Annotated in this window: 15 protein-coding genes and 1 pseudogene; 9 read left to right on the top strand and 7 right to left on the bottom strand. The window is 42.6% G+C overall.

Translation table 11 applies throughout. The features are described 5' to 3' along the window. Nucleotides 1–62: 62 nt before the first annotated feature. Nucleotides 63–1856, bottom strand: a complete 1794-nt coding sequence (locus tag KHS38_RS00650; RefSeq protein WP_213486037.1) for a chloride channel protein — start codon at nt 1854–1856, stop codon at nt 63–65. Between the two features lie 69 nt (nt 1857–1925). On the opposite strand from KHS38_RS00650, the gene KHS38_RS00645 reads away from it, so the two are divergent. Continuing rightward, on the top strand, nt 1926–3104 hold the full coding sequence (locus tag KHS38_RS00645; RefSeq protein ID WP_213486033.1) for an AIR synthase related protein: 1179 nt from the start codon (nt 1926–1928) through the stop codon (nt 3102–3104). A 148-nt stretch (nt 3105–3252) separates the two neighbouring features. Here KHS38_RS00645 and KHS38_RS00640 read toward each other — a convergent pair whose 3' ends face one another. After that, nucleotides 3253–6579, bottom strand: coding sequence for a TonB-dependent receptor (locus tag KHS38_RS00640; RefSeq protein WP_213486030.1), 3327 nt, complete (start codon nt 6577–6579; stop codon nt 3253–3255). Between the two features lie 341 nt (nt 6580–6920). Here KHS38_RS00640 and lpdA point away from each other — a divergent pair, with 341 nt between their 5' ends. From lpdA to smc, 7 genes are all read left to right on the top strand, one after another. Beyond that, nucleotides 6921–8312, top strand: coding sequence for a dihydrolipoyl dehydrogenase (gene lpdA, locus KHS38_RS00635; RefSeq protein ID WP_213486028.1), 1392 nt, complete (start codon nt 6921–6923; stop codon nt 8310–8312). Nucleotides 8313–8428: 116 nt separating this feature from the next. Further along, on the top strand, nt 8429–9274 hold the full coding sequence (locus KHS38_RS00630; RefSeq protein ID WP_213488150.1) for an MBL fold metallo-hydrolase: 846 nt from the start codon (nt 8429–8431) through the stop codon (nt 9272–9274). Between the two features lie 172 nt (nt 9275–9446). After that, nucleotides 9447–10307 (top strand): sigma-70 family RNA polymerase sigma factor, encoded by an 861-nt coding sequence (locus KHS38_RS00625; protein WP_090466905.1) that lies wholly within the window; start codon nt 9447–9449, stop codon nt 10305–10307. 57 nt (nt 10308–10364) lie between these two features. Then, nucleotides 10365–11069 carry a deoxyribonuclease V gene (gene nfi, locus KHS38_RS00620; RefSeq protein ID WP_249665236.1) on the top strand — a complete coding sequence of 235 codons (705 nt, stop codon included), beginning with the start codon at nt 10365–10367 and terminating at the stop codon, nt 11067–11069. A gap of 410 nt (nt 11070–11479) precedes the next feature. Continuing rightward, nucleotides 11480–12130, top strand: a complete 651-nt coding sequence (locus KHS38_RS00615) for an ATP-binding cassette domain-containing protein (RefSeq protein WP_213486024.1) — start codon at nt 11480–11482, stop codon at nt 12128–12130. 11 nt (nt 12131–12141) lie between these two features. Then, the gene (locus KHS38_RS00610) at nt 12142–12933 is read left to right on the top strand and encodes a PhzF family phenazine biosynthesis protein (RefSeq protein WP_213486021.1); all 792 of its coding nucleotides are present in this window, start codon (nt 12142–12144) and stop codon (nt 12931–12933) included. 431 nt (nt 12934–13364) lie between these two features. Further along, entirely contained in the window at nt 13365–16910 is a 3546-nt protein-coding gene (gene smc / locus KHS38_RS00605; protein ID WP_213486018.1) for a chromosome segregation protein SMC, read from the top strand. On the opposite strand, the gene KHS38_RS00600 is transcribed toward smc, so the two are convergent. The 4 genes from KHS38_RS00600 to KHS38_RS00585 all read right to left on the bottom strand — a co-directional run bounded on the left by KHS38_RS00600 (nt 16911) and on the right by KHS38_RS00585 (nt 20047). Further along, nucleotides 16911–18398 (bottom strand): S41 family peptidase, encoded by a 1488-nt coding sequence (locus KHS38_RS00600; RefSeq protein ID WP_213486005.1) that lies wholly within the window; start codon nt 18396–18398, stop codon nt 16911–16913. It lies immediately after the preceding gene. 79 nt (nt 18399–18477) lie between these two features. Beyond that, nucleotides 18478–19080 (bottom strand): HAD family hydrolase, encoded by a 603-nt coding sequence (locus KHS38_RS00595; RefSeq protein ID WP_213486002.1) that lies wholly within the window; start codon nt 19078–19080, stop codon nt 18478–18480. Then, a complete protein-coding gene (locus KHS38_RS00590) occupies nt 19073–19375 on the bottom strand; it encodes a hypothetical protein (RefSeq protein ID WP_213486000.1) in 303 nt (100 codons plus the stop codon). Before KHS38_RS00590 ends, KHS38_RS00595 begins: the two co-directional genes overlap by 8 nt. 18 nt (nt 19376–19393) lie before the next feature. Further along, nucleotides 19394–20047, bottom strand: a complete 654-nt coding sequence (locus tag KHS38_RS00585) for an ABC transporter ATP-binding protein (RefSeq protein ID WP_213485997.1) — start codon at nt 20045–20047, stop codon at nt 19394–19396. Nucleotides 20048–20227: 180 nt separating this feature from the next. Between KHS38_RS00585 and sucC the strand changes: the two are divergent. Next, nucleotides 20228–21421, top strand: a pseudogene (sucC, locus tag KHS38_RS00580) (ADP-forming succinate--CoA ligase subunit beta); the annotation flags it as partial. A gap of 159 nt (nt 21422–21580) precedes the next feature. Here sucC and KHS38_RS00575 read toward each other — a convergent pair. Then, nucleotides 21581–23899 carry a PAS domain S-box protein gene (locus tag KHS38_RS00575; protein WP_213485991.1) on the bottom strand — a complete coding sequence of 773 codons (2319 nt, stop codon included), beginning with the start codon at nt 23897–23899 and terminating at the stop codon, nt 21581–21583. Nucleotides 23900–23993: the final 94 nt, after the last annotated feature.

The following is a 23993-nucleotide window of genomic DNA, read 5'->3' as shown; positions in this document are numbered from 1 at the left end:
CTTAAAAGTAAAGCCCCGATAGCAGAAGCTACCGGGGCTTTTTTTATGTATTGGTTTAGAAATCAATGTGCATCATCGTACCGTGCAAAAAAATCGGCGTTACGGTGTTGCTGGATAAGCGCCTGGCGGTATTTGGTTAACAATGCTGATTTGGATATAAAGCCAATAAACTTACCATCGTCCACTACCGGCAACTGCCATACGTCCAAACGGTCAAACAATTCCATAACGTTACTTACCGACTGATCTTGTTGCACAATTGCCGGTGGATTGACCATAAAATCGCCAACCGTTGCACTGGCAGTCTGGTTGTCAAAAAGCCGTTTGCGAATTTCATCCATCCAGATCACCCCTTCCAGTTCGCCGCTATCGCCAACTATCGGAAATATATTAACATTGGTAGTTGATAGTGCTTTAAAAAACTCCGTCATTGGCGTACTTTTCTGTAATAATGTATACTCGCGGTTTATCACCTGATCTAACCCTATTGTACTTAGCATACTATAATCCTGGTCCGGATAGATGCGTTTTTCGTGGATCAGGTGCGTCCAGTACATATTGTGCGGGTTGTACATACGTGCTATGATGTAGGATATAGACGAAACAATCATGAGCGGAATAAAAAGCACATATCCACCGGTAATTTCGGCTATCAAAAATATAGCAGTAAGCGGTGCGTGCAAAACGCCGCTTAAAGCGCCTGCCATACCCACTGCTATAAAATTACTGGTATTTAAATGTATGATACCCGTCTGATTAACACCATAAGCGAGCAGCAAGCCCAGAAATGCACCGGTAAACATGGTTGGCGCAAAGGTACCTCCATTGCCACCAGATCCCAGCGTAATACCGGCTGCTACAACCTTAATAAGTACTAAAGCGGCGATGAACAGGAGCATCAGTACAGGTTGCGATAACCAGTCGGCATAGAGTGATTCCTCTTTTAAAGCCTCCATGTTACCGTTCAGTGCTTCTTGAAGGTAATGATAGCCTTCGCCCAACAACGGTGGAAATAGTAAAATGATAATACCCAGCAGCAAGCCACCTGCTAAAGCCCTTACATAACGATTGTATTTTTTAAATATTCCTTTCTCCAGCCTATCAGCTACATTGGTAATATATAAAGCAACAAACCCGCTCAGTATACCCAATAGCACATAAAATGGCAGGGCACTAAAAAGCCATCCTTCCGTAACGAGGTGAAACAGCTGGCGCGAATTCAGCATTTTACCTACAACAACACCTGTTGCCGAAGCAATAAGCAGCGGGATAAAAGTTGGAATGGTAATCTCTCCTATTAAAATCTCTAAAGCAAATAGTACACCAGCAATCGGGCTGTTAAAAACCGCTGCAATACCTGCTGCCGAACCGGCTGCCAGCAATATCGTTTTTTCATAAGCGCTCAGGTTAAAAAAACGACCTGTGTTTGAGCCTATCGCAGCACCCGTACATACAATAGGCGCCTCCAAGCCCGATGATCCGCCGAAACCTACTGTAAGCGAACTGCTGATGAGATGCGAGTACGTGTTATTTATCCCGATATTAGATTTGTTTTTTTTGATGCTGATCAGCAGATTACCGATGCCTTTTTGTATATGATCGCGATTGATCAGGTGTTCATAAGCAACAGTAAGTAAAATACCTAAAGCAGGTAAAAACACGTAAATGATATGGAAAGGCAGATGCTCTGCAATATGCCGGCTCAATTCTTCCATAAAATGCACCAGGTATTTGAGAGCCACTGCCGACAGGCCGCCCAACAAACCTACAATCACACTGCAAAAAATTAAAAAATTGCGCTGTGAAGCCTGCCTGAGTCGCCATTGGGTAATGTAACGTAGTACTGTTTTAAACATAAGGAACGTGATATTTGGCAAAGTAACGGTTTTATTGTTTAAAGCTAACTGTAAGCTTTATATTTGACCATGATTTCTCAGCAAAGATATGATCAGCGGGGCGTATCAGCTTCGAAGGATGACGTGCACAGCGCCATCCAGAACATTGACAAGGGCTTATTTCCAAAAGCATTTTGTAAAATCATTCCTGATATACTTACCAACGATCCGGATTACTGCAATATTATGCATGCCGATGGTGCAGGCACCAAATCATCGTTGGCTTACGTGTACTGGAAACAAACCGGCGACATTTCGGTTTGGCGTGGCATAGCACAGGATGCTATAATTATGAATTTGGATGACCTGCTTTGCGTGGGTGCTACTGACAAGATCCTGCTATCCTCTACCATAGGCCGTAATAAAAACTTGATTCCCGGCGAAGTAATTGCTGCTATCATCAACGGTACGGAAGAAATTTTGGAAGAGCTGCGCAGCTTTGGCATCGGCATTCATTCAACAGGCGGTGAAACAGCCGATGTTGGCGACCTCGTGCGTACCGTAATCGTCGACTCGACCGTTACCTGCCGTATGCGCCGCGATGAAGTGATTTCTAACCATAACATTCAGGCTGGTGATGTGATTGTAGGATTGACCTCATATGGGCAAGCAACCTACGAGAAAGAATATAACGGAGGTATGGGCTCCAATGGACTGACCTCAGCCCGCCATGACGTGTTCAACAAGCTGGTAGCGCAAACCTACCCCGAAAGCTTTGACCCAGCCGTACCGCAAGACCTGGTATTTTCTGGCAGTAAAAACTTAACCGATCTGATTGATATTGGCAACGGCCAAACTGTAACGGCCGGTAAACTGGTGTTATCGCCTACCCGCACTTACGCACCGGTAATTAAGGCTATACTGGATAACTACCGTAGCCAGATACATGGTATGGTACACTGCAGCGGCGGCGCCCAAACTAAAGTACTGCACTTTATTGACAACCTGCATATAATTAAAAATAACCTGTTCCCTGTTCCGCCATTATTCAAACTGATACAAGAGGAATCGGGTACCGATTGGCAGGAAATGTACAAAGTGTTTAATATGGGTCACCGCATGGAACTCTATGTACCCGAAACCATAGCCCAAGACCTGATCCAAATTTCAAAAATCTTTGGTATAGATGCCCAGATAATTGGCCGTGTTGAGGCTGCCGATAAAAAGCAGGTAACAGTGCAGTCGGAATTTGGAGAGTTTGTGTATTAAAGTTTTACATTTACAATACCAGTTTAAATGAAAAGCCACCGCAAAGAAGCAGTGGCTTTTCATTTGATACGAAACTAGTGGTGATTTATCATTTATCAAAAAAAAGCCCTAAGCTAAATAGCTTAGGGCTTTTTTCATTATGTATTGATTAGTTAAAGATATATCTTAACCCGAACTGCATAAAGTAAGTTGAGTTTAAGCTTACATCATCTCTAAATGTATTGGTAATTAGGGAACCTCTGTCTGTAGCTAAGTTAAAGGTTGGTTTAACAGTACCTGTGGTACCCAAGCTTGATACATTGGTTGGAACCAAGATTGAATTATTGTTAATAAGCTTGTATTTACCCCATTTGCTGTTTAACAAGTTACCTACGTTAAATACATCAAATGAAAACTGTATGGTATTCCGTTTACCACCTACGTTAACAAATAAATCTTGTAAAAATTTGAAATCGAATTGATTTCTCCATGGATACTGTGCACCATTACGCTCTGCGTATTTACCCATACGTTTGCTTAAGTAATTATCCTGAGCTATGTATGCAAAGAAAGCATCGCTTTGCTGTTGTGCTGTGTAAATAACAGTTCCATTTGTTGCCGTAACCGGTGAAAAAGTAATTTCGCTTGCATCTTTAGGTACATATATCAAGTCATTTCTTTGACCATCACGATTAAAGTCCTGAGAATAAGTGTAAGAGAACCTACCTGTGATTGAACCTTCGTAAAACATAGATACAGTAGTAGCTAAATGTTTAAGGTATTCTTTACGATACTGAATACTTGCGATCACACGATTAGGAACTACATAACTAGCATAGCTCAAAGGTGGATTATTAGGGTTATTTACTACTTGAGTACCAGACCAAGTATTGATTAATTGGTCACCGCTGCCATCATAAATATTTTTAGCACCACTTCTGCTGTAAGCTAAACTTACTGATAAACCATTGCTGAACGGCTTGTCTAGTTTAGCAGTAACGTTATAATAATGACCAGGATTACCATTAGTTAACACGATAGCATTAAATGCGCCACCACCAGTAGTACCATTTGCTACTGGAAGACCACCTACAAGTGGATTAACAAACTTGTTTGCATTGGAGCTTGGATATAAGTCCCTGTGGTCTGGATAGCCAGAAACATTCATTGTTTGAGGATTAACTAAGTTAACGTTGGTACCGTAAACGTTGTTAATATCCTTTTTATACATTCCTTCTAAAGTACCAATCATGCCGAAAGGTAATTTAACATCAACGGCTAAGTTGCTACCCCAAACTTGCGGAAACTTTAAGTTCGGATCCATAGCACTGATAGCACTTGGAATAGTAGTACCCGCTTTAGGTAATGTTGTTGGACGGTAAGCTGTTGGATCTGGGTTGAACGGACCTGGAACATTCGCACCAGAATAGGTTTGTGTAAATTGTAATAATCCAGAGTCACCAGACTGAGACACGATCCAAACAAAAGGAATCTGGCCCGTGAAAATACCGGTACCACCACGTATTTGTAAGGAGCGATCACCGTTAACATCGTAATTAAAACCGATACGCGGAGAGAACATTACTCTTGTTTTTGGCAATACTCCAGTGTTTACATTATAACCACCATTGAAAGCCAAGGTGTTTACCAGATCGTGAGTTCTAATCTCATCAACGCCAGGGAACGTAGGTAAATCCAATCTTAAACCTGGAGATACTCTAAATCTATCTGATAAAGAAATGTCATCCTGAAAGTAAGCAGAGTATTGTGCAAACTTAAAGCTTGGATATGCTTGTTTAAAGCCCTCATTCAATGGATAAGTAATAGCAAATTCTGTAGGATTAGCGCCGTTCGCAAAATCATCCCACGATGCAAATGTGTAATAGCCTGTTCCAAAACGTTGGAAACCATTTTTGGTTTTGCTAAACTCAGCTTGTAGACCAGCAGTAAAATTATGTATACCTTTAATCCAAGTTACATAATCATAAACCGTAGTGGTTTTTACATCTCTTAGGTTGCCATAAGTAAATGGTTCATACCCAAAAGAGGTAAGAGGGTAGTTTGGAGAATTTCCCTCTGCTTGTAAAATATCAACAAAAGGAAACACTTGGCTATCCGAGCTACGTGGATCATTTTGGTGATCATAAGTAACACGCAATGTGTTTGCAAGCTTAGTATTGAACAAGTTAAAATTTGAATTCCATTCAGCAGACAGAGAATACAAATTTTGGTCCTGATAATAGTTGGAGTTTGCAAAGTTTAAAGCATATTGGCTTGTACGGCTTTGTGCAAAATCACCTAATGGACTGCGAGAAGTACTCACAAAGCTTGGTGCAGAACTTTCAACCTGACTGTAACGAATATTAAACTTGTTATTATCGTTAATATTCCAATCTAAACGAGCCAAAAATTTATTGTTCTTGCTTTTGAAATCATAACCTTGGTATGGTCCTGTTTCGTAGCCATATTTGGTACGCAAGAAGTTGCTTATATCGTTTAATTGAGTTTCAGTTGGCCTTTTAACGTTTTGATTGTTACCGACAGTAAATGGATTAGTTGCTGATGATGCGGTAAATTGCTGGCCAGGAGATGTCTGGCGCATAAACTCACCGTTGACAAATAAAAATAATTTATTTTTGATTATTGGGCCACCGATCCTAAATCCAGTTTGGTTTTGTTGTAGCTTTTGTTTTATAAAAGTAGCATCACCAACTTTATTACCTTGTTGATTATCACTTCTCCAATAAGTATAAACAGAGCCTTCAATATTGTTTGTGCCGGAACGAGTAACGGCGTTAACAGCACTACCAATAAAACCACCTTGTTTTACATCATAAGGAGTTACGTTAACTGAAATTTCAGACAATGCATCCAACGAAATAGGTGCGCCATTAGCCGGCAGATTGCTTCCTATACCAAAACGATTACTAAAATTAGAACCATCAACCGTAATTGCATTCTGACGATAATTACCTCCACCGATCGCGCCATTGCTTGTACTGCTTGCTTGCGGAGTCAAACGGGTTAAATCATTAATGTTACGTGTAATGGTAGGCAGAGTTGCTATTTCACGGGTGCTAATGTTAGTTGAAGACCCCTGCCTGTTGCTGTTTAACAAACGTGAAGCAGCAGTACCCTTAATAACAACATCACTTAGCGCTGTACCAGTCTGACTCATGACTTCATTCAATACGAATGATTGTCCTAAAGACAAACTAATATTAGGAATGCTTTTAGGTTCGTAACCGACGTAAGTGATTGTTACGACATATGGACCGCCAGTACGCATATTCGGAATAGTGTATCTTCCGTCAGCGTTGGTTGTTGTGGCGTAGTTTGTACCACTTGGCTGGTGTGTCGCTCTGACGGTTGCTCCAATCAATACGTCACCCTTAGCATCTTTCAATGTTCCTGTTATACTACTGGTAGTAACCTGTGCAAAGGTTACCGCTGTAGAGAACAGAAACAACATTACGAGAAGTAAATTTTTTCTCATGCTTTTGTGTTTAATGAACGTTTAAATAGTTTTAAAAATTTACTGCAAATATAGATAATGGCTTCTGTTTCAATGTTAAGTTAATGTTAATAATTTTCAACATTTTTAAATATCTCGCAACATAATTGTTGATATTTTTAATTCAGTTATGGTATTTGGATGATTTGTTAAGTTATGCGCAAAAAACGCCTCATATTTTCCCTCTGCCGCCTCATTTTGTAGAAACCTCTCCTACCTCACAGAAAAAATATTGCACTACATACATTATTGATAGAAACCTCAGGTTTTAAGTATCGCCGTTTTTACTTAGTTTTGGCAGCAAACTGATAAAGTAAAAAATAATGAACTACGATGTAATTATTATTGGCTCAGGTCCCGGTGGTTATGTTGCCGCTATCCGTGCCTCACAGCTGGGCCTTAAAACAGCCATAGTTGAAAAAGAGTCGTTAGGCGGTATCTGCCTTAACTGGGGTTGTATTCCAACCAAAGCTTTATTGAAAAGTGCACAGGTATTTGAATATATAAACCACTCTACCGAATATGGAATTAACATTGAAGGGCAAGGCGTGGTTGATTTTGAAGCCGTTGTTAAAAGGAGCCGAGGCGTAGCCGAAGGCATGAGCAAAGGCGTTCAGTTCTTGATGAAGAAAAACAAGATTGATGTGATCATCGGTTTTGGTAAACTGAAAGGTAAAGGCAAAGTTGAAGTTAAAACTGCTGATGGCGCAGTTACCGAGCATACTGCCAAACACATTATATTAGCTACCGGCGGCCGCTCACGCGAATTACCTAACCTGCCTCAGGATGGCAAAAAGGTAATTGGTTACCGCCAGGCCATGGTACTGCCTAAACAACCTAAATCGATGATCGTGGTTGGTTCGGGTGCTATCGGTATTGAGTTTGCTTACTTCTACAACTCTATCGGCACACAAGTTACTGTAGTGGAGTTTATGGATAACATCGTTCCGGTTGAGGACGAGGAGATTTCAAAAGCATTGTTCCGCAGCCTTAAAAAGCAGGGAATTAACATCCTTACCAAATCAACTGTTGAATCGGTTGATACCACCGGCGATCTTTGCAAAGCAACAGTAAAAACTGAAAAAGGCACCGAAGTTTTAGAAGCTGAGATCGTACTTTCTGCAGTTGGTATTGCTACCAACCTGGAAGGCCTTGGTTTGGAAGAAACCGGCGTTAAGTTTGATAAAGGCAAAGTACTGGTTGACGATTACTATCGTACCAATGTAGAAGGCGTTTATGCCATTGGCGATATCGTTAAAGGCCAGGCGCTGGCTCACGTGGCATCTGCCGAAGGCATTACCTGCGTAGAGAAAATTGCCGGCTTACATGTTGAGCCTATCAATTACAACAACATCCCGGGCTGTACTTACTGCTCGCCGGAAATTGCTTCTGTTGGTTATACCGAGAAAGCAGCACGCGAAGCCGGTTACGAAGTTAAAATTGGTAAATTCCCATTCTCGGCATCGGGTAAGGCAAGTGCTGCAGGTGCAAAAGACGGCTTTGTAAAAGTAATTTTTGATGCCAAATATGGCGAATTCCTGGGTGCGCACATGATTGGCAGCAACGTTACCGAAATGATTGCCGAAGTAGTAGCCGCCCGCAAGCTGGAAACTACCGGTCATGAAATCATCAAAACCATACACCCTCACCCTACCATGAGCGAGGCCATTATGGAAGCTGCTGCTGATGCTTACGGCGAAGTAATACACTTATAATATATAAGGCGATTTCATTAAGTCCACAATATCAGCTAATTTACTTGGCTGCTATTGTGGACTTTGCTTTTTATTTGCTATTTTCATCGCTAACCCAAAACATCAACCATCCAACCTTGGAACTTTATACTATAGACACCGGCCTTTTTAAGCTTGATGGTGGCGCTATGTTTGGCGTGGTACCGAAATCCATCTGGCAAAAAACTAACCCGGCCGATGAAAACAACCTTTGCACGCTGGCTATGCGATGCCTGCTGGTTAAAGACGACAACCGCCTGATTTTGATTGATACCGGAATTGGCAACAAGCTAAGTGAAAAGCTTTCGGGACTCATGCATTTGCAAAATGATGGCATCCTGAACCAATCGCTGGCCAAACATGGCTTTACGCCCGATGATATTACCGATGTGTTTTTAACTCATCTACATCTTGACCATGTGGGCGGTGCAGTAAATCGTGAGGGAAACCAGTTGGTTCCGGCATTTAAAAACGCGCAATACTGGACTAACCAAAAACATTGGGACTGGGCAACGATTGCCCCAAATGAGCGCGAAAAAGCCTCATTCTTAAAAGAGAACCTGCAGCCATTGCATGAAAGTGGTCGGCTGCGTTTTGTTGATGAAAGTCCAAACGGAACACAGTTTACAACCCATATGCAAATCCGGTTTGTATCAGGGCATACCGAATCTATGATGCTGCCATTATTACAGTACAAAGGCAAAAAAGTGTTTTACGTGGCCGATTTGGCACCTACCATTGGGCACTTACCCATCCCCTATGTAGCTGCCTATGATGTATTTCCATTACAGGCCATGCAAGAAAAGAAGGCCCTGCTGCAGGAAGCGCTGGATAACCAGTATATTCTGTACTTTGAACACGACGCAGTGCATGAATGCTGCACTTTGCAAAACACCGATAAAGGCATACGTGTAAAAAATGTGTTTAAACTGACAGACATTTAATGCAATTAAACTGCATTGGTATGATTGATGCGGGATAACAACGAACACTGAAAAGACTGAAAAAATTTATTTTAATATTATATTGCAATTATCATTTTAAGTAATATAATTCGATAACTTTTTTTACCTTTGCACGTTCAATTCTAAAACAAGAATCGAGGTATAAAAGTAGATGAGACAACTCAAAATAACACAATCCATTACCAATCGTGAGTCACAATCACTTGATAAATACTTACACGAAATTGGTAAGGTTGACCTAATCACTGCTGAAGAAGAAGTAATTTTAGCTCAAAAGATCCGCGAAGGCGACCAAGCCGCGCTGGAACGTTTAACCAAAACCAACCTGCGTTTCGTAGTATCTGTTGCTAAACAATATCAAAATCAAGGCCTTACCCTGGGCGACTTAATAAACGAAGGAAACTTAGGTTTGATTAAAGCAGCTAAGCGTTTTGACGAAACTAAAGGTTTTAAATTTATATCCTATGCCGTATGGTGGATCCGTCAGTCCATCCTGCAGGCTATTGCCGAGCAATCCCGTATTGTGCGTTTGCCATTGAACCAGGTAGGTTCATTAAGCAAAATCAGCAAGGCTTTCTCTAAACTAGAGCAGGAGTATGAGCGCGAGCCATCACCTGAAGAGCTGGCTGATATTTTGGAAACTACCGTTGACAAGATTTCAGACACGCTGAGCAACTCTGGCCGCCATGTATCTATGGATGCTCCTTTTGTTCAGGGCGAAGAAAACACCTTGCTGGATGTACTGGAAAACCAGGAGCCAAATACCGACTCTATCCTGATCAACGAATCGTTATCAGAAGAGATCAAACGTTCACTATCTACGCTAACCGAGCGTGAGCGCGAAATCATCGTATTGTTCTTTGGCCTGGGCACTAACCACCCGCTGTCATTAGAAGAGATTGGCGAGAAATTTAACCTGACCCGTGAGCGTGTTCGTCAGATTAAAGACAAAGCTTTACAGCGCCTGCGTCATACATCGCGCAGCAAAATTTTGAAATCGTACTTAGGTTAACCTATTTTATACAAAGCCCCCGGTAAACAACTGGGGGCTTTTTTGTTTATATCAGGTATGATGATACCTGCCAATTATGAACAGCTAACCGCCGAGCAAGCCATTGCCTACCAAAATGAACTGCGCAGCCAGATCAAAATACAACCGCTCGAAAAGCACATCAGCATTATTGCCGGTTCAGATATATCGTTCAACAAGTATTCAGAAATAGTATACGCGGGTATTGTCTTGTTCAAATACCCGGAGATGGAAATTATAGGCCATGCCACAGCTGTAAGCCAAACAACATTCCCCTACATATCAGGCTTGCTTGCTTTCAGAGAAGTACCTGCCCTGTTGGAGGCTTGGAACAAACTTGAAACGAAGCCTGACCTGCTGGTGTTAGACGGCCAGGGCATAGCACACCGGCGGCGCATGGGCATCGCATCACACTTTGGCGTTATAACCAATACGCCCACTATTGGCAGCGCTAAAAGCCGCCTGTTTGGCCGGTACGAAGAACCAGCCAACGAGCCATTTGCCGCAAGCCCGATGTACGACCGCCAGGAAGTGATTGGCGTCGCTTTAAAAAGTAAAAGAAATTGTAATCCAATCTTTATATCGCCAGGCCATAAGGTAAGCCTGGACCAGAGTGTAGATATTATCAAGAACTGCATTAAAGGTTACCGCATACCCGAGCCCACAAGGCAAGCACATATATTAGTTAATCAGGTAAGAGTTGAACTGGGCGGTAAAGACAATTCGCAATTAAGTATGTTTTGAGTTATTGCTTCATCTTGCAACCTCAATAGCCTGCATTTCTTCAAAAGAAGCACAATAAAAATCAGCTAACAGAGTTAGATGAGAACACCTTCACTTCACAATGAATCAGTTACTTATGCTATTATGGCAATTCGCAAAACGCTTATGGCTGTATAACTTTATTTTCACGCTGATAAGTATCTCGCTAATGCTACGTACCGGCTTATTTTTCTTGCCGGTAATTATAGTTTTCAAATTAGCTGGTTATGCATCGGCTGCATTTTTTCAAAAGTATTTTTCCTATCAAACTTATTACTATTACCGCAACGCTGGTTACAGCATAGGCCGGCTTTATAGCTATACATTTAGTATCGACCTTCTTTTATTCATCTTGTTAGCCGTAATTGCATTGTTCAGCAAATCTTTTTTATATGCTTAAGGTTGATAGCGTGCAGTTAACCTTTAATGGCCGTAAAATTTTACAGGATATTTATATTGATTGCAGGCCCGGACAAGTAACCGGTTTGTTAGGCCGCAATGGAGGTGGGAAATCAAGTTTACTCAAAATCATTTTCGGTACATTAAAACCAGAGTTTAAGCACATCAGCATTGATGATGAGTATGTAAACAAGGGTTACCTGAACAACCGTGTTGCTTACCTGCCCCAGCATAATTACCTGCCCAATAGCTTAACTATTGCAAAAGCAGCTTCAATGCTGGTTGACGAATATGCATGGCGTGAGTTTACCGGCTTTGCTATTTATCAGCAACATCAAAATAAAAAGCCGGGACAACTCTCGGGAGGCGAACTACGCAAACTGGAAACCTTGATGATTTTATATAGTAAGGCCGACTATATATTGTTGGATGAACCTTTTACCCACGTTTCGCCGGTGCAGGCGGAGGAAATTAAGCAGATTATTGGTGAGCGGTCGGCACATAAAGGATTTATAGTTACCGACCATCAATACCACAACATTCTGGAGATTAGCGATAAACTTGTGCTGCTGAACAACGGCTGTACAAAATTGATTAAAGACAGAACAGAGTTGGTGGCGTACGGTTATCTTAGCAAACTATAACGACTACTACCATGACGATACCCATCTATCAGGCTGATGCTTTTACCAACCAGCTGTATGGCGGCAACCCAGCTGCCGTTTGCCCATTAACCGAATGGCTGCCTAACGAAACCATGCAAAAGATAGCGGCCGAAAATAACCTGGCCGAAACGGCTTTCTTCATTAAAACGCCCGAAGGCTATCACCTGCGTTGGTTTACACCTGAGTTAGAAATTGACCTTTGTGGCCATGCCACACTGGCTACCGCCCATATTTTGTTTACTGAATTAGGCCATAATGAACCGGCCATACATTTTACTACAGAGAAAGCAGGTACATTAATAGTAACCCGAAACGGCGACCGGTATACGCTTGATTTTCCATCGCGCCCGCCCTACCCGGCCGAGCTGCCCGAGGGATTGATTGGCGCACTCGGCTTGGGCGATAAGTTACCAAAACAGGTACTACGCTCGCGCGATTATTTTTTAGTGTATGAAGACGAACAGGATATTCTAAACATAGTGCCCGACCATAGTGCTTTATCCAAAGTGGATGCTATTGGCATTATTGTAACTGCCCCGGGAAAAACTGTTGACTTTGTATCGCGCTTTTTTGCTCCGGCAGCTGGTGTTGCCGAAGATCCGGTTACCGGCTCGGCACATTGCAACCTTATTCCTTACTGGGCCGATCTGCTGGGCAAAAACGAATTGCATGCCTACCAACTATCGGCACGCAAAGGCGAGCTTTGGTGCGAACATAAAGGCGACCGTGCCCTGATGAGCGGCAATGCCGTAACCTACCTGAAAGGCGAAATTTACATTTAATATCGCATAACCGGGTACTGACACGATCGTGTCACGAGTATAAATACCTGTACCAAACTGTTCCGGGTGTTCCAAAGTGTACCACTTTTTTTGAACGGCGTTTGCATACTGCAAACGCCGTTTTAGGTGTACCAAAGTGTACCACCTGTACCGGCGTGTACCGGTTCGTTCCACTTTGTACCACTTCAAAAGTGGAACACTTATATCTGATCCTAATTTATGTAGTAACCGAACTATCAGAATTCTTATAAGCTAATCTCATCTGCTAATTCCGTTATACAGAACTTATTCCTACATCATCCAAGATAGCTGAACGCAAAAGCATTACATAAAAAACGCACTGCATAAAACGGTATTAGGCACGCTTACGCCACTACCGAAAAACCTTTTTTTTCATTACTTTTGAAGGTTGAACTATTGATAGGTAAAGATTGCAGTTAACTAAGTTAGAAGTAAAAGGCTTTAAGAGCTTTGGCGATAAAATAACCATTAATTTTAATGAGGGTGTTACCGCAATTGTTGGTCCTAACGGCTGCGGCAAATCCAATGTGGTCGATTCCATACGCTGGGTATTGGGCGAGCAGAGCACCCGTGCCTTACGGTCCGAAAAGATGGAGAACATCATCTTTAATGGTACCAAAAATCGTAAGCCCGCCAACCTGGCCGAGGTTTCCCTTACTTTTGATAACACCAAAAACGTACTGCCTACCGAGTTTTCGCAAATTACCATCACCCGCAAGCTATACCGTACCGGCGAGAGCGAATACAGGCTGAATGATGTTCAATGCCGTTTGAAAGATATAACGGACCTGTTTCTAGATACCGGCATCGGGTCAGACTCCTACTCCATCATCGAGCTAAAGATGATTGATGAAATCATCACCAATAAGGAAGGCTCGCGTCGTAACCTGTTTGAGGAAGCATCCGGTATATCTAAATATAAGCTCCGTAAAAAGCAGACGTTTAATAAACTAAAAGATACCGAGGCCGATCTTGAGCGGGTTGAAGACTTGCTGTTTGAAATTGAAAAGAACCTGAAAACGCTGGAGAACCAAGCCAAAAAGGCCGAGCGCTTTTACCGCTTAAAGGAGCAGTACAAAACGCTGAGCATTATGCTGGCATCGTTCCGACTGGCCTCGTTCAGCGATTCGCTGATTAGCATTGAGGAACAGGAACAAAAACATCTGGCCAACAAATCGGGCATTGTTACCCAGATTGATACCCTCGAAGCCTCCGTTCAGCAGCTGAAGCTGGATAACCTGACTAAGGAAAAAAATCTGTCGGTACAGCAAAAAGCCACTAACGAGTATGTGGCCAAAATAAGGGCTTACGAAAGTGAGAAAAAGATCAAGAACGAGCAGTTGAAGTTTCAGCGCGATAAGGAAGCGCGTTTAACCGAAGAACTGGAACGTGATCGCGGCCAGCTGAACCATGTGCTGTATAACATCAAGCGCCTTTCGGAAGAAAAGCTGCAGGAAGAAGATAACCTGGAAACCATACAGAACAAGGTTGCTGATTTAAAAGATGCCGTAGATGAGCTGCGCCAGGAACAAACCGCTGCCCGTGCAGAATTAACTGAGCTGACCAACATCAACAACCGTTTACAAAATCAGATATACAAAGCCGAAAAAGACCTGGATATCCTGCGCATACAACAGCAGGCGCTTGAACAGGAAAGCCAGCGGAACATGGAGGATGCAGCCAGCCGCGAGGTAGAGCTATCGCATTTTAACAAACTGGTGGCCGAGCTGGAATACCGCACCGAAACTACCGAGAAAGAACACCAGACGGCTGTCGATTTTGAGAGCAAGCTGCAGGAGCAAATCAAGGAAACGGAAGCGGGCATCAGCGAGATTAAAGATACGTTGGTGCAGCATACCCGTAAACTGGATGCTAAGCAGAACGAATACAACCTGACCAAAAGTTTGGTAGACAACCTGGAAGGCTTTCCCGAATCGATACGCTTTTTGAAAAAGCATGCCGACTGGGCTAAAACTGCACCATTATTCAGCGATGTGTTGTTTTGCCGGGAAGAATACCGCGTGGCTATTGAAAACTACCTGGAGCCGCTAATGAACTATTACGTGGTAGATACTTATAGCGATGCTATTAACGCAATCAACCTGTTACGCAGTGCATCCCGCGGAAGGGCCCAGTTCTTTATTCTAAGCCACTATCAGCAAATAGCCGCACAACCTGTTGCCAATCCTAATCCGGGGCAGTGGCTGCCTGCTTTGGAGGCGGTAGAGGTTGATGTACGTTATCAACCACTATGCAATTACTTACTGCGAAATGTTTACCTCGTAAATGATGCTGGCGAGAATGATTTGAACAATTCCATGGTACCTAATGGCATCGTGCTTTTGGGCAAAAGCGGCAAGTTCAGTAAATCCATATTGAGCATGGCCGGTGGTTCGGTAGGTTTGTTTGAGGGCAAACGTATTGGCCGGGCTAAAAACCTGGAAAACTTAGCCAAGGAGATCAAGCAAGCTGAAAACGAAATTGCTGCACTGAAGAGTAAGCAGGAAGAACTGCAAAGCACGCTTACTGCTTTAAAGGCATCAGGCAAAACCTCTGAGATACAGCAACGCCAGCAGGAACTGAACCGGCTGCATACCGAGTTGGTAACCGTTACTACACGCCGCGAGCAGTATCAAACGTTTATTACCAATAGCCGCAACCGCAAAGAGGATATTGCACTCAAAATTGCGACCATAAAGGAAGAAGAGCAAACGCTGCAACCGCAACTGGCCGAACTTAAAACACAGAAAGAAATTCAAAGTGACCTGCTGCTGGACAAGCAGCAAGCATTTAATGAACTGAACGAGTATACCACCGTACAATCCAACGCCTATAATCAGGAGAATATACGTTTCCATCAACAGCAAAACAAGGTGTCGGGTCTGGTGAAAGACCTGGAGTACCGGGAGAGTCAGCAGGATAGTTTGGAGGCCCGTATTCGCACCAACACCACCGAGATGGAAAAGGTACAGGCCGCATTATTGGAAACCGTTCAGCAAACCGATTTTTCGGACGAGGAACTGTTGGAGATGTATAGCCAGCGTGATGCCCTGGAGCAAGCCACCCGACAAGCCGAAATGGAATACTATTCGGGGCGCAGCGAGGTAACTGAATTAGAAAACGAGATTACACAATTGCGTCGCAGAAAAGATCAATCGGACGTTATTGAAAACGAGCTGAAAGATCGCCGTAATAATTTGAAGTTGGAGCTCAACGCACTCAAAGAGCGTTTAGCCGTTGAGTTTAATATTGATATGCAGGATTTGCTGGAAACCGAAATGCCGGCAGATGAGAACGAGCATGACCTGCGCGAGAAGACGGAAAAGCTCAAAAAGCAGATTGATGATTTTGGCGCCATTAACCCCATGGCACTGGAAGCTTTCAAGGAGATGGACGAACGTTACCAGTTCATTCAGAATCAGAAAAAAGACCTGATGGAAGCCAAAGCTTCTCTCCTTTCAACCATACAGGAAATTGATGATACCGCACGCGAAAAGTTTATGACCGCATTTATTTCAGTGCGCGAAAACTTTATCAAAGTATTCCGCTCCCTATTTAACGAGGAAGATTCTTGCGACTTAATTCTGACCGATCCTAACCGTCCGTTGGAGTCGGATATTGATATTATAGCCAAACCGAAAGGTAAACGCCCGCTATCTATCAACCAACTATCAGGTGGCGAAAAAACGCTTACGGCTACGGCTATACTATTTTCACTGTACCTGCTTAAGCCCGCGCCTTTCTGTATTTTTGATGAGGTGGATGCACCGCTGGATGATACCAATATTGATAAGTTCAATAATATCATCCGTAAATTTTCGTCCGGTTCGCAATTTATCATTGTATCGCACAACAAAAAAACCATAGCCAGCACCGATGTGGTTTACGGTGTGACTATGGTTGAGCAGGGAATATCCCGTGTGGTTGCGGTTGATATGCGCGAAATGGCCGACTAACTACCGGCGGCGTGCTGGCAATAGCCGGCTATCAATCAAGCCCTTGAATTTATTTGCTTCGAACTTGCTGTTCAGCATGTTCAGTCTGCCCCTGTCTGATCCGGCAGAAACGCTCAAGGTTTTAACACTGGTTGTTGAATAGTTACCTTTATCAATATAATTTAAAGCTGTAGCCAAATAGCCTTCCTGCGGATCGCCAAAATCTTTAGTTAAATCATCATAGATGGCCTTGCCTGGAAAATTAGCGCTACCCGGAATCATGCCCTGATAAAAATCGGCCTGATTAGCGGAGTTGCGGCTTTCAAACATAGCCAGATACACATCATACGGGCCGTCCGGCAAACCGAAAAAGCCTACCGGTTTACCATAGGTAGTTTCGCCGATTACCTGCACATTCATTGTTGGCTTCAGGTTATTGATTAACAATTCACTGGCTGAAGCCGTATTACCTGTTACCAGAAAAAACACACGGTTCAGGTTCAATGATCCTTTTTTGCTAAAAGTGTAGGTGTTTTTAGCTATTGAAAAATCATCGGCTTCTATGCTGCTACCGTACTTTTTGCGTAGCAAAGGAATATCATTTTTCTGCATACGGCTATTAAAGTTTTCAGTAAACATAACGGCGCCGTTTTTAGCTGCCGGCACAATGAGGTTGGCCAGGTACTGTGAAGTTTGTACGGCACCGCCCCCATTATAGCGCAAATCAACCACAAGTTCGCTGATATTTTGTGTTGCAAAATAATTGAATGCAGCATCAATGTAAGCTTGTGCATTGGTAAGCAACGTAAATGTACCAAACGCGAAATAGCCTACTTTTTTACCGCCAGCTGTTGTAGCAACTGTATATTTTAAAACCGGGTTGATGGTATAGCTTGTCCGGTTTACGTTTACACTAAAGGTACTGAAATCCGGGCGTTGTAAAGTCAACTTAACCGACTTACTGCTTAAAGCCTTACTCACGTTCATCCAGGCCGGATCGGAGCTATTGCCGGTAGTAAGCGCTACAGACTGGTCATTAACCGCTGTAACACGGTAACCGCGCACTACATTTTGTGCAGCTGCCGATGAGTTGGCATATACATAACGAATACGCAAATCATTAAGCGCAATGTAAGTAAGCCCGAAGCCAAAATCGCCTGCTGTACCACCAATTTCGGTAGCTGCTGTGCCATCATCAACGTACGAATATTTGGCCTCTCCCGGATAATCCTCCGTGTATTCAAAAGGCTTATTGGTTGATGGGTTGATTTTGAATTGCGATATTGCATTTACTTCCTTTTGCAAAGCGTCAAGATCGCTGCTGCCTGTGTATGATCGGGGATTGAAGCTGCCAGGTATGGCATCATTCCATAAATAAACTTCTTTTGCGTATGATGCAATGGTATCCCGGTATAAATCTAACGCAGAAGCGGGATCTGATTTCTTGTCTTTTTTACAAGAAGTGAAGGCTACGGCAAATAATACAATAGCCGGTAAAAATCTTTTCATATAATAAAATTAAGGTGCTTGTGTGTGTGTATTGTGTGTTTAGGAGCAATTTAATAATAATTAACTGGTAAAGAAAGTACTATTCTACCGGCTGATAGGTGATGCCACTGGCTTCGGCACATAACTCATCTTCCTGGGTATTACCAAACATAATTAATTCCCGCCGTTGTAGTTGATGATCACCCATAAGCTGGTGTATTACATCGGGCTCAGGCTTAGGAGCAATTTCGTTAGCAAAATAACAGATTAAATACGATTCCAGTCCCTGCCAATCGGTATGTTTTATTTTATTGAGCTGCAGTTGCGGATCACCATTGGTTACAATGAAAATCTTTTTGCGGTCAACCACTATATCCTGCAACAGCTTAAGCATATCATCAAACAAAAGCAGTTTTAAAGGCAGTTGGGCATTTTTATGTAAATGCTCAAAGTTGAACCGGTACTTTTCGTCTATTTTAAAACGTTGCTGCAGCCGGTTAAACACCTCTTCTTTACCCTCCTGTTCATAGGTTTGTACCATCAGGTTTACCAGCACCTTGGCATCCAGCAGTTCGGTATATTCCATAAAACCGGCAAACAGGTAATAAACCTGAAAAAGGTAATCTTTCTCGGGATATAACACATTGTCGAGCTCAAAAACATAGGCGTTCAGGCGCGGATCAAGATCAGTATACTTAACCATGAGCAGGGATCAGCTTAATTCCGTATTCATCAAATAATTGTTCGGCAGGCTGCAACTGTACAGCCTCTGTAGCGTTAAGCAGGTAAACGGTGTCAATATGATTGTCCAGGCAAAAGGCCAGCATTTGGTGCGGGTAAGTATCAGCTTGTGGGCTGGGCAGTTTCAACATTCTGCCCGATTTTAGCATCACATCCGGCAAGTCCAGGTAATCGCCCAAAAGTATTTCAGTAGAATTCAGCTCGCGCTTTAGTTGGTGAGCTTTAGCCGAACTGGCTGCAGTTATCAGGATATTCACTATAAATAAATGGTATTGTTAAGAAACAATCAGGCCGTCTTTCATCGTCACCTTACGGTCCGAAAGGTTGGCCAGTTCTTCATTGTGCGTAACAATGATAAACGTTTGGTTAAACTCATTACGCAGGTCAACAAACAGCTCATGCAGTTCGCGTGCATTTGCCGAGTCGAGGTTACCAGATGGTTCATCAGCCAATATTAAAGCCGGCTTATTGATCAGTGCACGGGCTACGGCAACACGCTGCTGCTCCCCTCCCGAAAGTTGATTAGGCTTATGGTGTACCCGATCGCCCAGGCCAAGCTTTTTCAATAGCTCTTCTGCACGGGTTTCCGCTTCTGCCTTTGCAACACCGGCAATAAAGGCTGGTATGCAAACATTCTCGATTGCGTTAAACTCGGCCAGCAGGTGGTGAAACTGAAAAATAAAACCAATTTTTGTATTGCGAAAAGCACTCAGTTGCTTACTGTTAAGGCGGCTTACCTCCAGATCATCCAAAAAAATCTGTCCGGCATCGGGCTTATCCAGCGTACCGATAATATTTAGCAAAGAACTTTTGCCAGCGCCCGAAGCGCCAACTATGGTAACAATTTCGCCCTGCGCCACCTCAAGGTCTACCCCTTTTAGTATTTGCAGCTTGCCGTATGATTTTTGGATAGACAGTGCTTTAAGCATATGCAAAAATAGGAAAAAAGTAGGCCTGCCCAAATGACCTGTATAATGCTTACTTATTGTTCCTTGCATCCTGAGCTTCCCTGCCTGTTATAGTGACCAGCCATAGCTATTTGCATAAAAACGGCATTCGGATTTTTTTAATAAAACTGAAATTGTAGATTTACCGCAAATTCTTCACAAGACATGAATATTCACGAATATCAGGGTAAAGCCATTCTAAAAAGCTTTGGCGTAAGAGTACAGGAAGGCATTGTTGCCGACACTGTGGAAGAGGCTGTTGCAGCCGCCCAAAAAATGAAAGAAGATTTCGGTTCAGACTGGGTTGTTGTTAAAGCCCAGATCCATGCCGGAGGCCGCGGTAAAGGCGGTGGTGTTAAGCTGGCCAAGAACCTGGATGAGGTTAAAGAAAAAGCAGGCGCTATTTTAGGCATGCAGCTGGTTACGCCGCAAACCGGACCTGAAGGTAAAAAAGTAAACAAAGTACTGGTTGCTCAGGATGTTTATTACCCAGGTGCAAGTGAAACCAAAGAGTTTTACATGAGCGTATTGCTTGACCGTGCAAAAGGCCGTAACATCATCATGTACTCTACCGAAGGCGGTATGGATATTGAAGAAGTTGCACACTCTACCCCGCACTTAATTCACAAAGAAGAGATTGATCCTAAAGTAGGTTTACAAGGTTTTCAGGCACGTAAAATTGCCTTTAACCTGGGCTTATCAGGCGATGCTTTCAAAGATATGGTGAAATTTATCACCGCGCTTTACAAAGCTTACGATGCTACCGACTCCTCTCAGTTTGAAATCAACCCGGTTCTGAAAACATCAGATAATAAAATTTTAGCTGTTGATGCTAAAGTAAACCTGGATGACAACGCATTGTACCGTCATGCTGATTATGCTGCCATGCGCGATGAATCAGAAGAGGATCCGATGGAAGTTGAAGCCAGCCGCTCAAACCTTAACTACGTTAAATTAGATGGTAACGTAGGTTGTATGGTAAATGGTGCTGGTTTAGCAATGGCTACTATGGACATCATTAAGATTGCCGGCGGTGAGCCTGCAAACTTCCTGGACGTAGGTGGTACTGCAAATGCACAAACCGTTAAGGCTGCTTTCAACATAATTCTGAAAGATCCTAACGTAAAAGCTATCCTGATCAACATCTTCGGTGGTATTGTACGTTGCGACCGTGTTGCACAAGGTGTAATTGATGCTTATCAGGAAATTGGTAACATCCCGGTGCCTATCATCGTTCGCTTACAAGGCACAAACGCTGAGGAAGCTAAAGAATTGATTGATAACTCTGGTTTAGAAGTATTCTCGGCTATCCTGTTAAAAGAAGCTGCAGAGCGTGTTAAAGAAGTTTTAGCATAAGCTTACTTAACAGCTATTATAAAAAAAGGGAACCTTTATGGTTCCCTTTTTTGTTATTTGACCAGATTAAAGTCCTCCTTAAACTTAACTGGTTAAAATAATTACCATTATTGAATCAGATATAAGTTGTACTACGAAGAAATACATTGATTAAATTCATCAATTTGAGATGCCTGGATAAAACTCATTACTAATTTTATCGGTTATGTGGTGAACAATTTCATCAAGCTCCTCTGCACATTCATTGATCATTCCTATAATATCGTCTTTTTCAGCTACAGGTGCATCCTTTGCCAGGTAGGCCAATCCCAATATAGAAGCAACCGGCTTGCGGAATGCATGCGAGCTTAACCACGATATTTCCTGTAGTATTTTATTCTGTATATATATTCTTTCTTCGCGTTCTTTACGAACGGTTATGTTTTCGTGTACCGCTATATAACCGGTATGCTGTTCGTTATCATTAAAAAGAGGCGTGAAAGCTACGTTTACCCACTGTGTGGATCCATCTTTAAGGAAATGTTGCAAGTCGGTAGAAAAGCTTTCCTGACGATTGATTCGCTCATTCATATTAGCGGCATCAATGGCAGATAACTTATCGCCGCCTACCAAATCAGCAACACACTTACCCAGCATCTCTTCAAAAGTATAACCTGTATATTCTTCAAAGGCTTTGTTAGCCCATGCTATTTCATGGTTTCCATCCAGCACCACAATCATATTATTAACCTGTGTAATTATGCTGGCCAAGCGCTTGTTTTCTTCGTTCGAGCGGTGCAGCTCGTCTACATCCCTTATAGAGCCGATCATCCTTACCGGTTTACCGGCAGCATTGTACACGAAATACCCCTGCGCATAAACATATTTATAGCTATCGTTAAAGCGAATGCGATGCTGACATTGCCACCGGGTTTCCCGCTTCTGGTTAACTTCTTTTTGGCTTTGAAGCACTACTTCCAAATCATCAGGATGAATTAAAGACAGCCACCAAGATATACTGTTATTGTGGTTCTGTGCATTTTGCCCTATTAACAAGTGCAGGTTTGTATTGAATGTTATGGTATGCAGCTCAAAATTATGATCATATATAACATCCTGTGTTGCTTTGGATACGATACCATAACGGTCCAGCGCTTCCTGCAGTTGTGCATCCTTTTTCTTTTCTTCGGTAATATCCCTAAAATAAACGGCAAGCCCTTCTTCGGTCGGGTACGCCGACAAGGCAAACCAGCGGTTAAAATTCTCCCAGCAAACTTCAAAGTTCACCGGCACTTTCTCCCGAAGCACTGTAACTAATTGCTGATAGGTGATTCGCCTTTCCACACCGGGAAAGATATCTTCTAACTTTTTACCAATAACCTGACTGGCTGTTAAGCCGGTTTCCATTTCAAACTTTTTGTTGATTTTAACAAAAACCAACTCCTTGTTTAGCGCATAAAACCCTTCGCTTATACTTTCAAGCGTATTTTCTAATCCCAAAAAATAACTATTGCGTTCAAGCTCTAACTGCTTAAACTCGGTAATATCCTGCATGGAGCCAACTAGTCTGTGCGGCTTACCATTGGGCCGATACTCAATATGAACCAATTGCCTTACAAAAAGCACCCGGCCACTTATTAGTGCTATACGGTGCGTCATATCAACTGGTTTTCCCCTTTGTATGGATGCTCTGACGGCAGCAATCAGTGCGTCTCTGTCTTCTTTATGAATAAGGTTCAGGAAATGTTGATATAGCTCAATGGTCGGATCAGCGGGATCGGTTTCTGTTATTACATACATCTCATCTGACCAAGCCAGGTGCTTGTTTTCAAAATAAAAATCCCAGCCGCCAATTTTAGCAATTTGCTGTGTTTCGGTTAAGCGGCCTTTTTGCTCCTGAAGATCTTCATTCACTAATTTAAGTTTTTGCTCAAAATATACTTTAGTGGTTACATCCTGTGCGGTAACCATTACTTTGAGTTTATTATTAAATAAAATTTGCTGTGAGCTGATATCCACAAAAATAGGTGTACCGTCGGCTTTGTAATGCACCCAGTTGCTGGAATGCTTTAAGTTCTTGGAAACAGACTTTAATCCGTCCAACACCTTTTCTTTATCGCTGGGCGGCCTGATATCCATAATGGTCATCTGCAAGAATTGCTCCCTGCTGTAACCATAATGCTCAATAGCTGCATCATTTACAGATACAAACTTGAGGGTTTGCAAATCATAAATCCACATTGGCAACTTATTCCCCTCATACATATAACGGTACTGGCGTTCACTTTCGCTCAGGTGCTTAAACTTGATACGCATCAACAACCATAGTAACAATGCCGTAACGGTTACAAATATCACCCCCTTTAGGGTACTTACTGTATGCAGTTCATTGGCTGCCGTAACATCAGGGTAACCAAACAGCACCTTGTCACTTAATGTAATCCACAGCACACTTACTAATACATAAACCGCAGTAATACGCAACGGACTCAACTTCATTTATAAACTATTATATATAACGGAAAAATATCAGTATTAAATAAATGCCGGCATGCTACTACACATCAAGCACTTACCAAATATCAACAACTTA

It is taken from the genome of Mucilaginibacter sp. Bleaf8 (genome assembly GCF_018390515.1).
Lineage (GTDB): Bacteria > Bacteroidota > Bacteroidia > Sphingobacteriales > Sphingobacteriaceae > Mucilaginibacter.
Note: the sequence above shows the minus strand (reverse complement) of the source record. Positions and strands in the feature narration are given on the sequence as shown.

What these genes read in the sequence shown, in the direction of transcription:
- KHS38_RS00650 (WP_213486037.1), bottom strand. Translation starts at nt 1,856, where the DNA reads ATGTTTAAAACAGTACTACGTTACATTACCCAATGGCGACTCAGGCAG.
- KHS38_RS00640 (WP_213486030.1), bottom strand. Translation starts at nt 6,579, where the DNA reads ATGAGAAAAAATTTACTTCTCGTAATGTTGTTTCTGTTCTCTACAGCG.
- KHS38_RS00610 (WP_213486021.1), top strand. Translation starts at nt 12,142, where the DNA reads ATGACGATACCCATCTATCAGGCTGATGCTTTTACCAACCAGCTGTAT.
- KHS38_RS00595 (WP_213486002.1), bottom strand. Translation starts at nt 19,080, where the DNA reads ATGGTTAAGTATACTGATCTTGATCCGCGCCTGAACGCCTATGTTTTT.
- KHS38_RS00645 (WP_213486033.1), top strand. Translation starts at nt 1,926, where the DNA reads ATGATTTCTCAGCAAAGATATGATCAGCGGGGCGTATCAGCTTCGAAG.
- nfi (WP_249665236.1), top strand. Translation starts at nt 10,365, where the DNA reads ATGATGATACCTGCCAATTATGAACAGCTAACCGCCGAGCAAGCCATT.
- KHS38_RS00600 (WP_213486005.1), bottom strand. Translation starts at nt 18,398, where the DNA reads ATGAAAAGATTTTTACCGGCTATTGTATTATTTGCCGTAGCCTTCACT.
- KHS38_RS00615 (WP_213486024.1), top strand. Translation starts at nt 11,480, where the DNA reads ATGCTTAAGGTTGATAGCGTGCAGTTAACCTTTAATGGCCGTAAAATT.
- KHS38_RS00585 (WP_213485997.1), bottom strand. Translation starts at nt 20,047, where the DNA reads ATGCTTAAAGCACTGTCTATCCAAAAATCATACGGCAAGCTGCAAATA.
- lpdA (WP_213486028.1), top strand. Translation starts at nt 6,921, where the DNA reads ATGAACTACGATGTAATTATTATTGGCTCAGGTCCCGGTGGTTATGTT.
- KHS38_RS00575 (WP_213485991.1), bottom strand. Translation starts at nt 23,899, where the DNA reads ATGAAGTTGAGTCCGTTGCGTATTACTGCGGTTTATGTATTAGTAAGT.
- KHS38_RS00625 (WP_090466905.1), top strand. Translation starts at nt 9,447, where the DNA reads ATGAGACAACTCAAAATAACACAATCCATTACCAATCGTGAGTCACAA.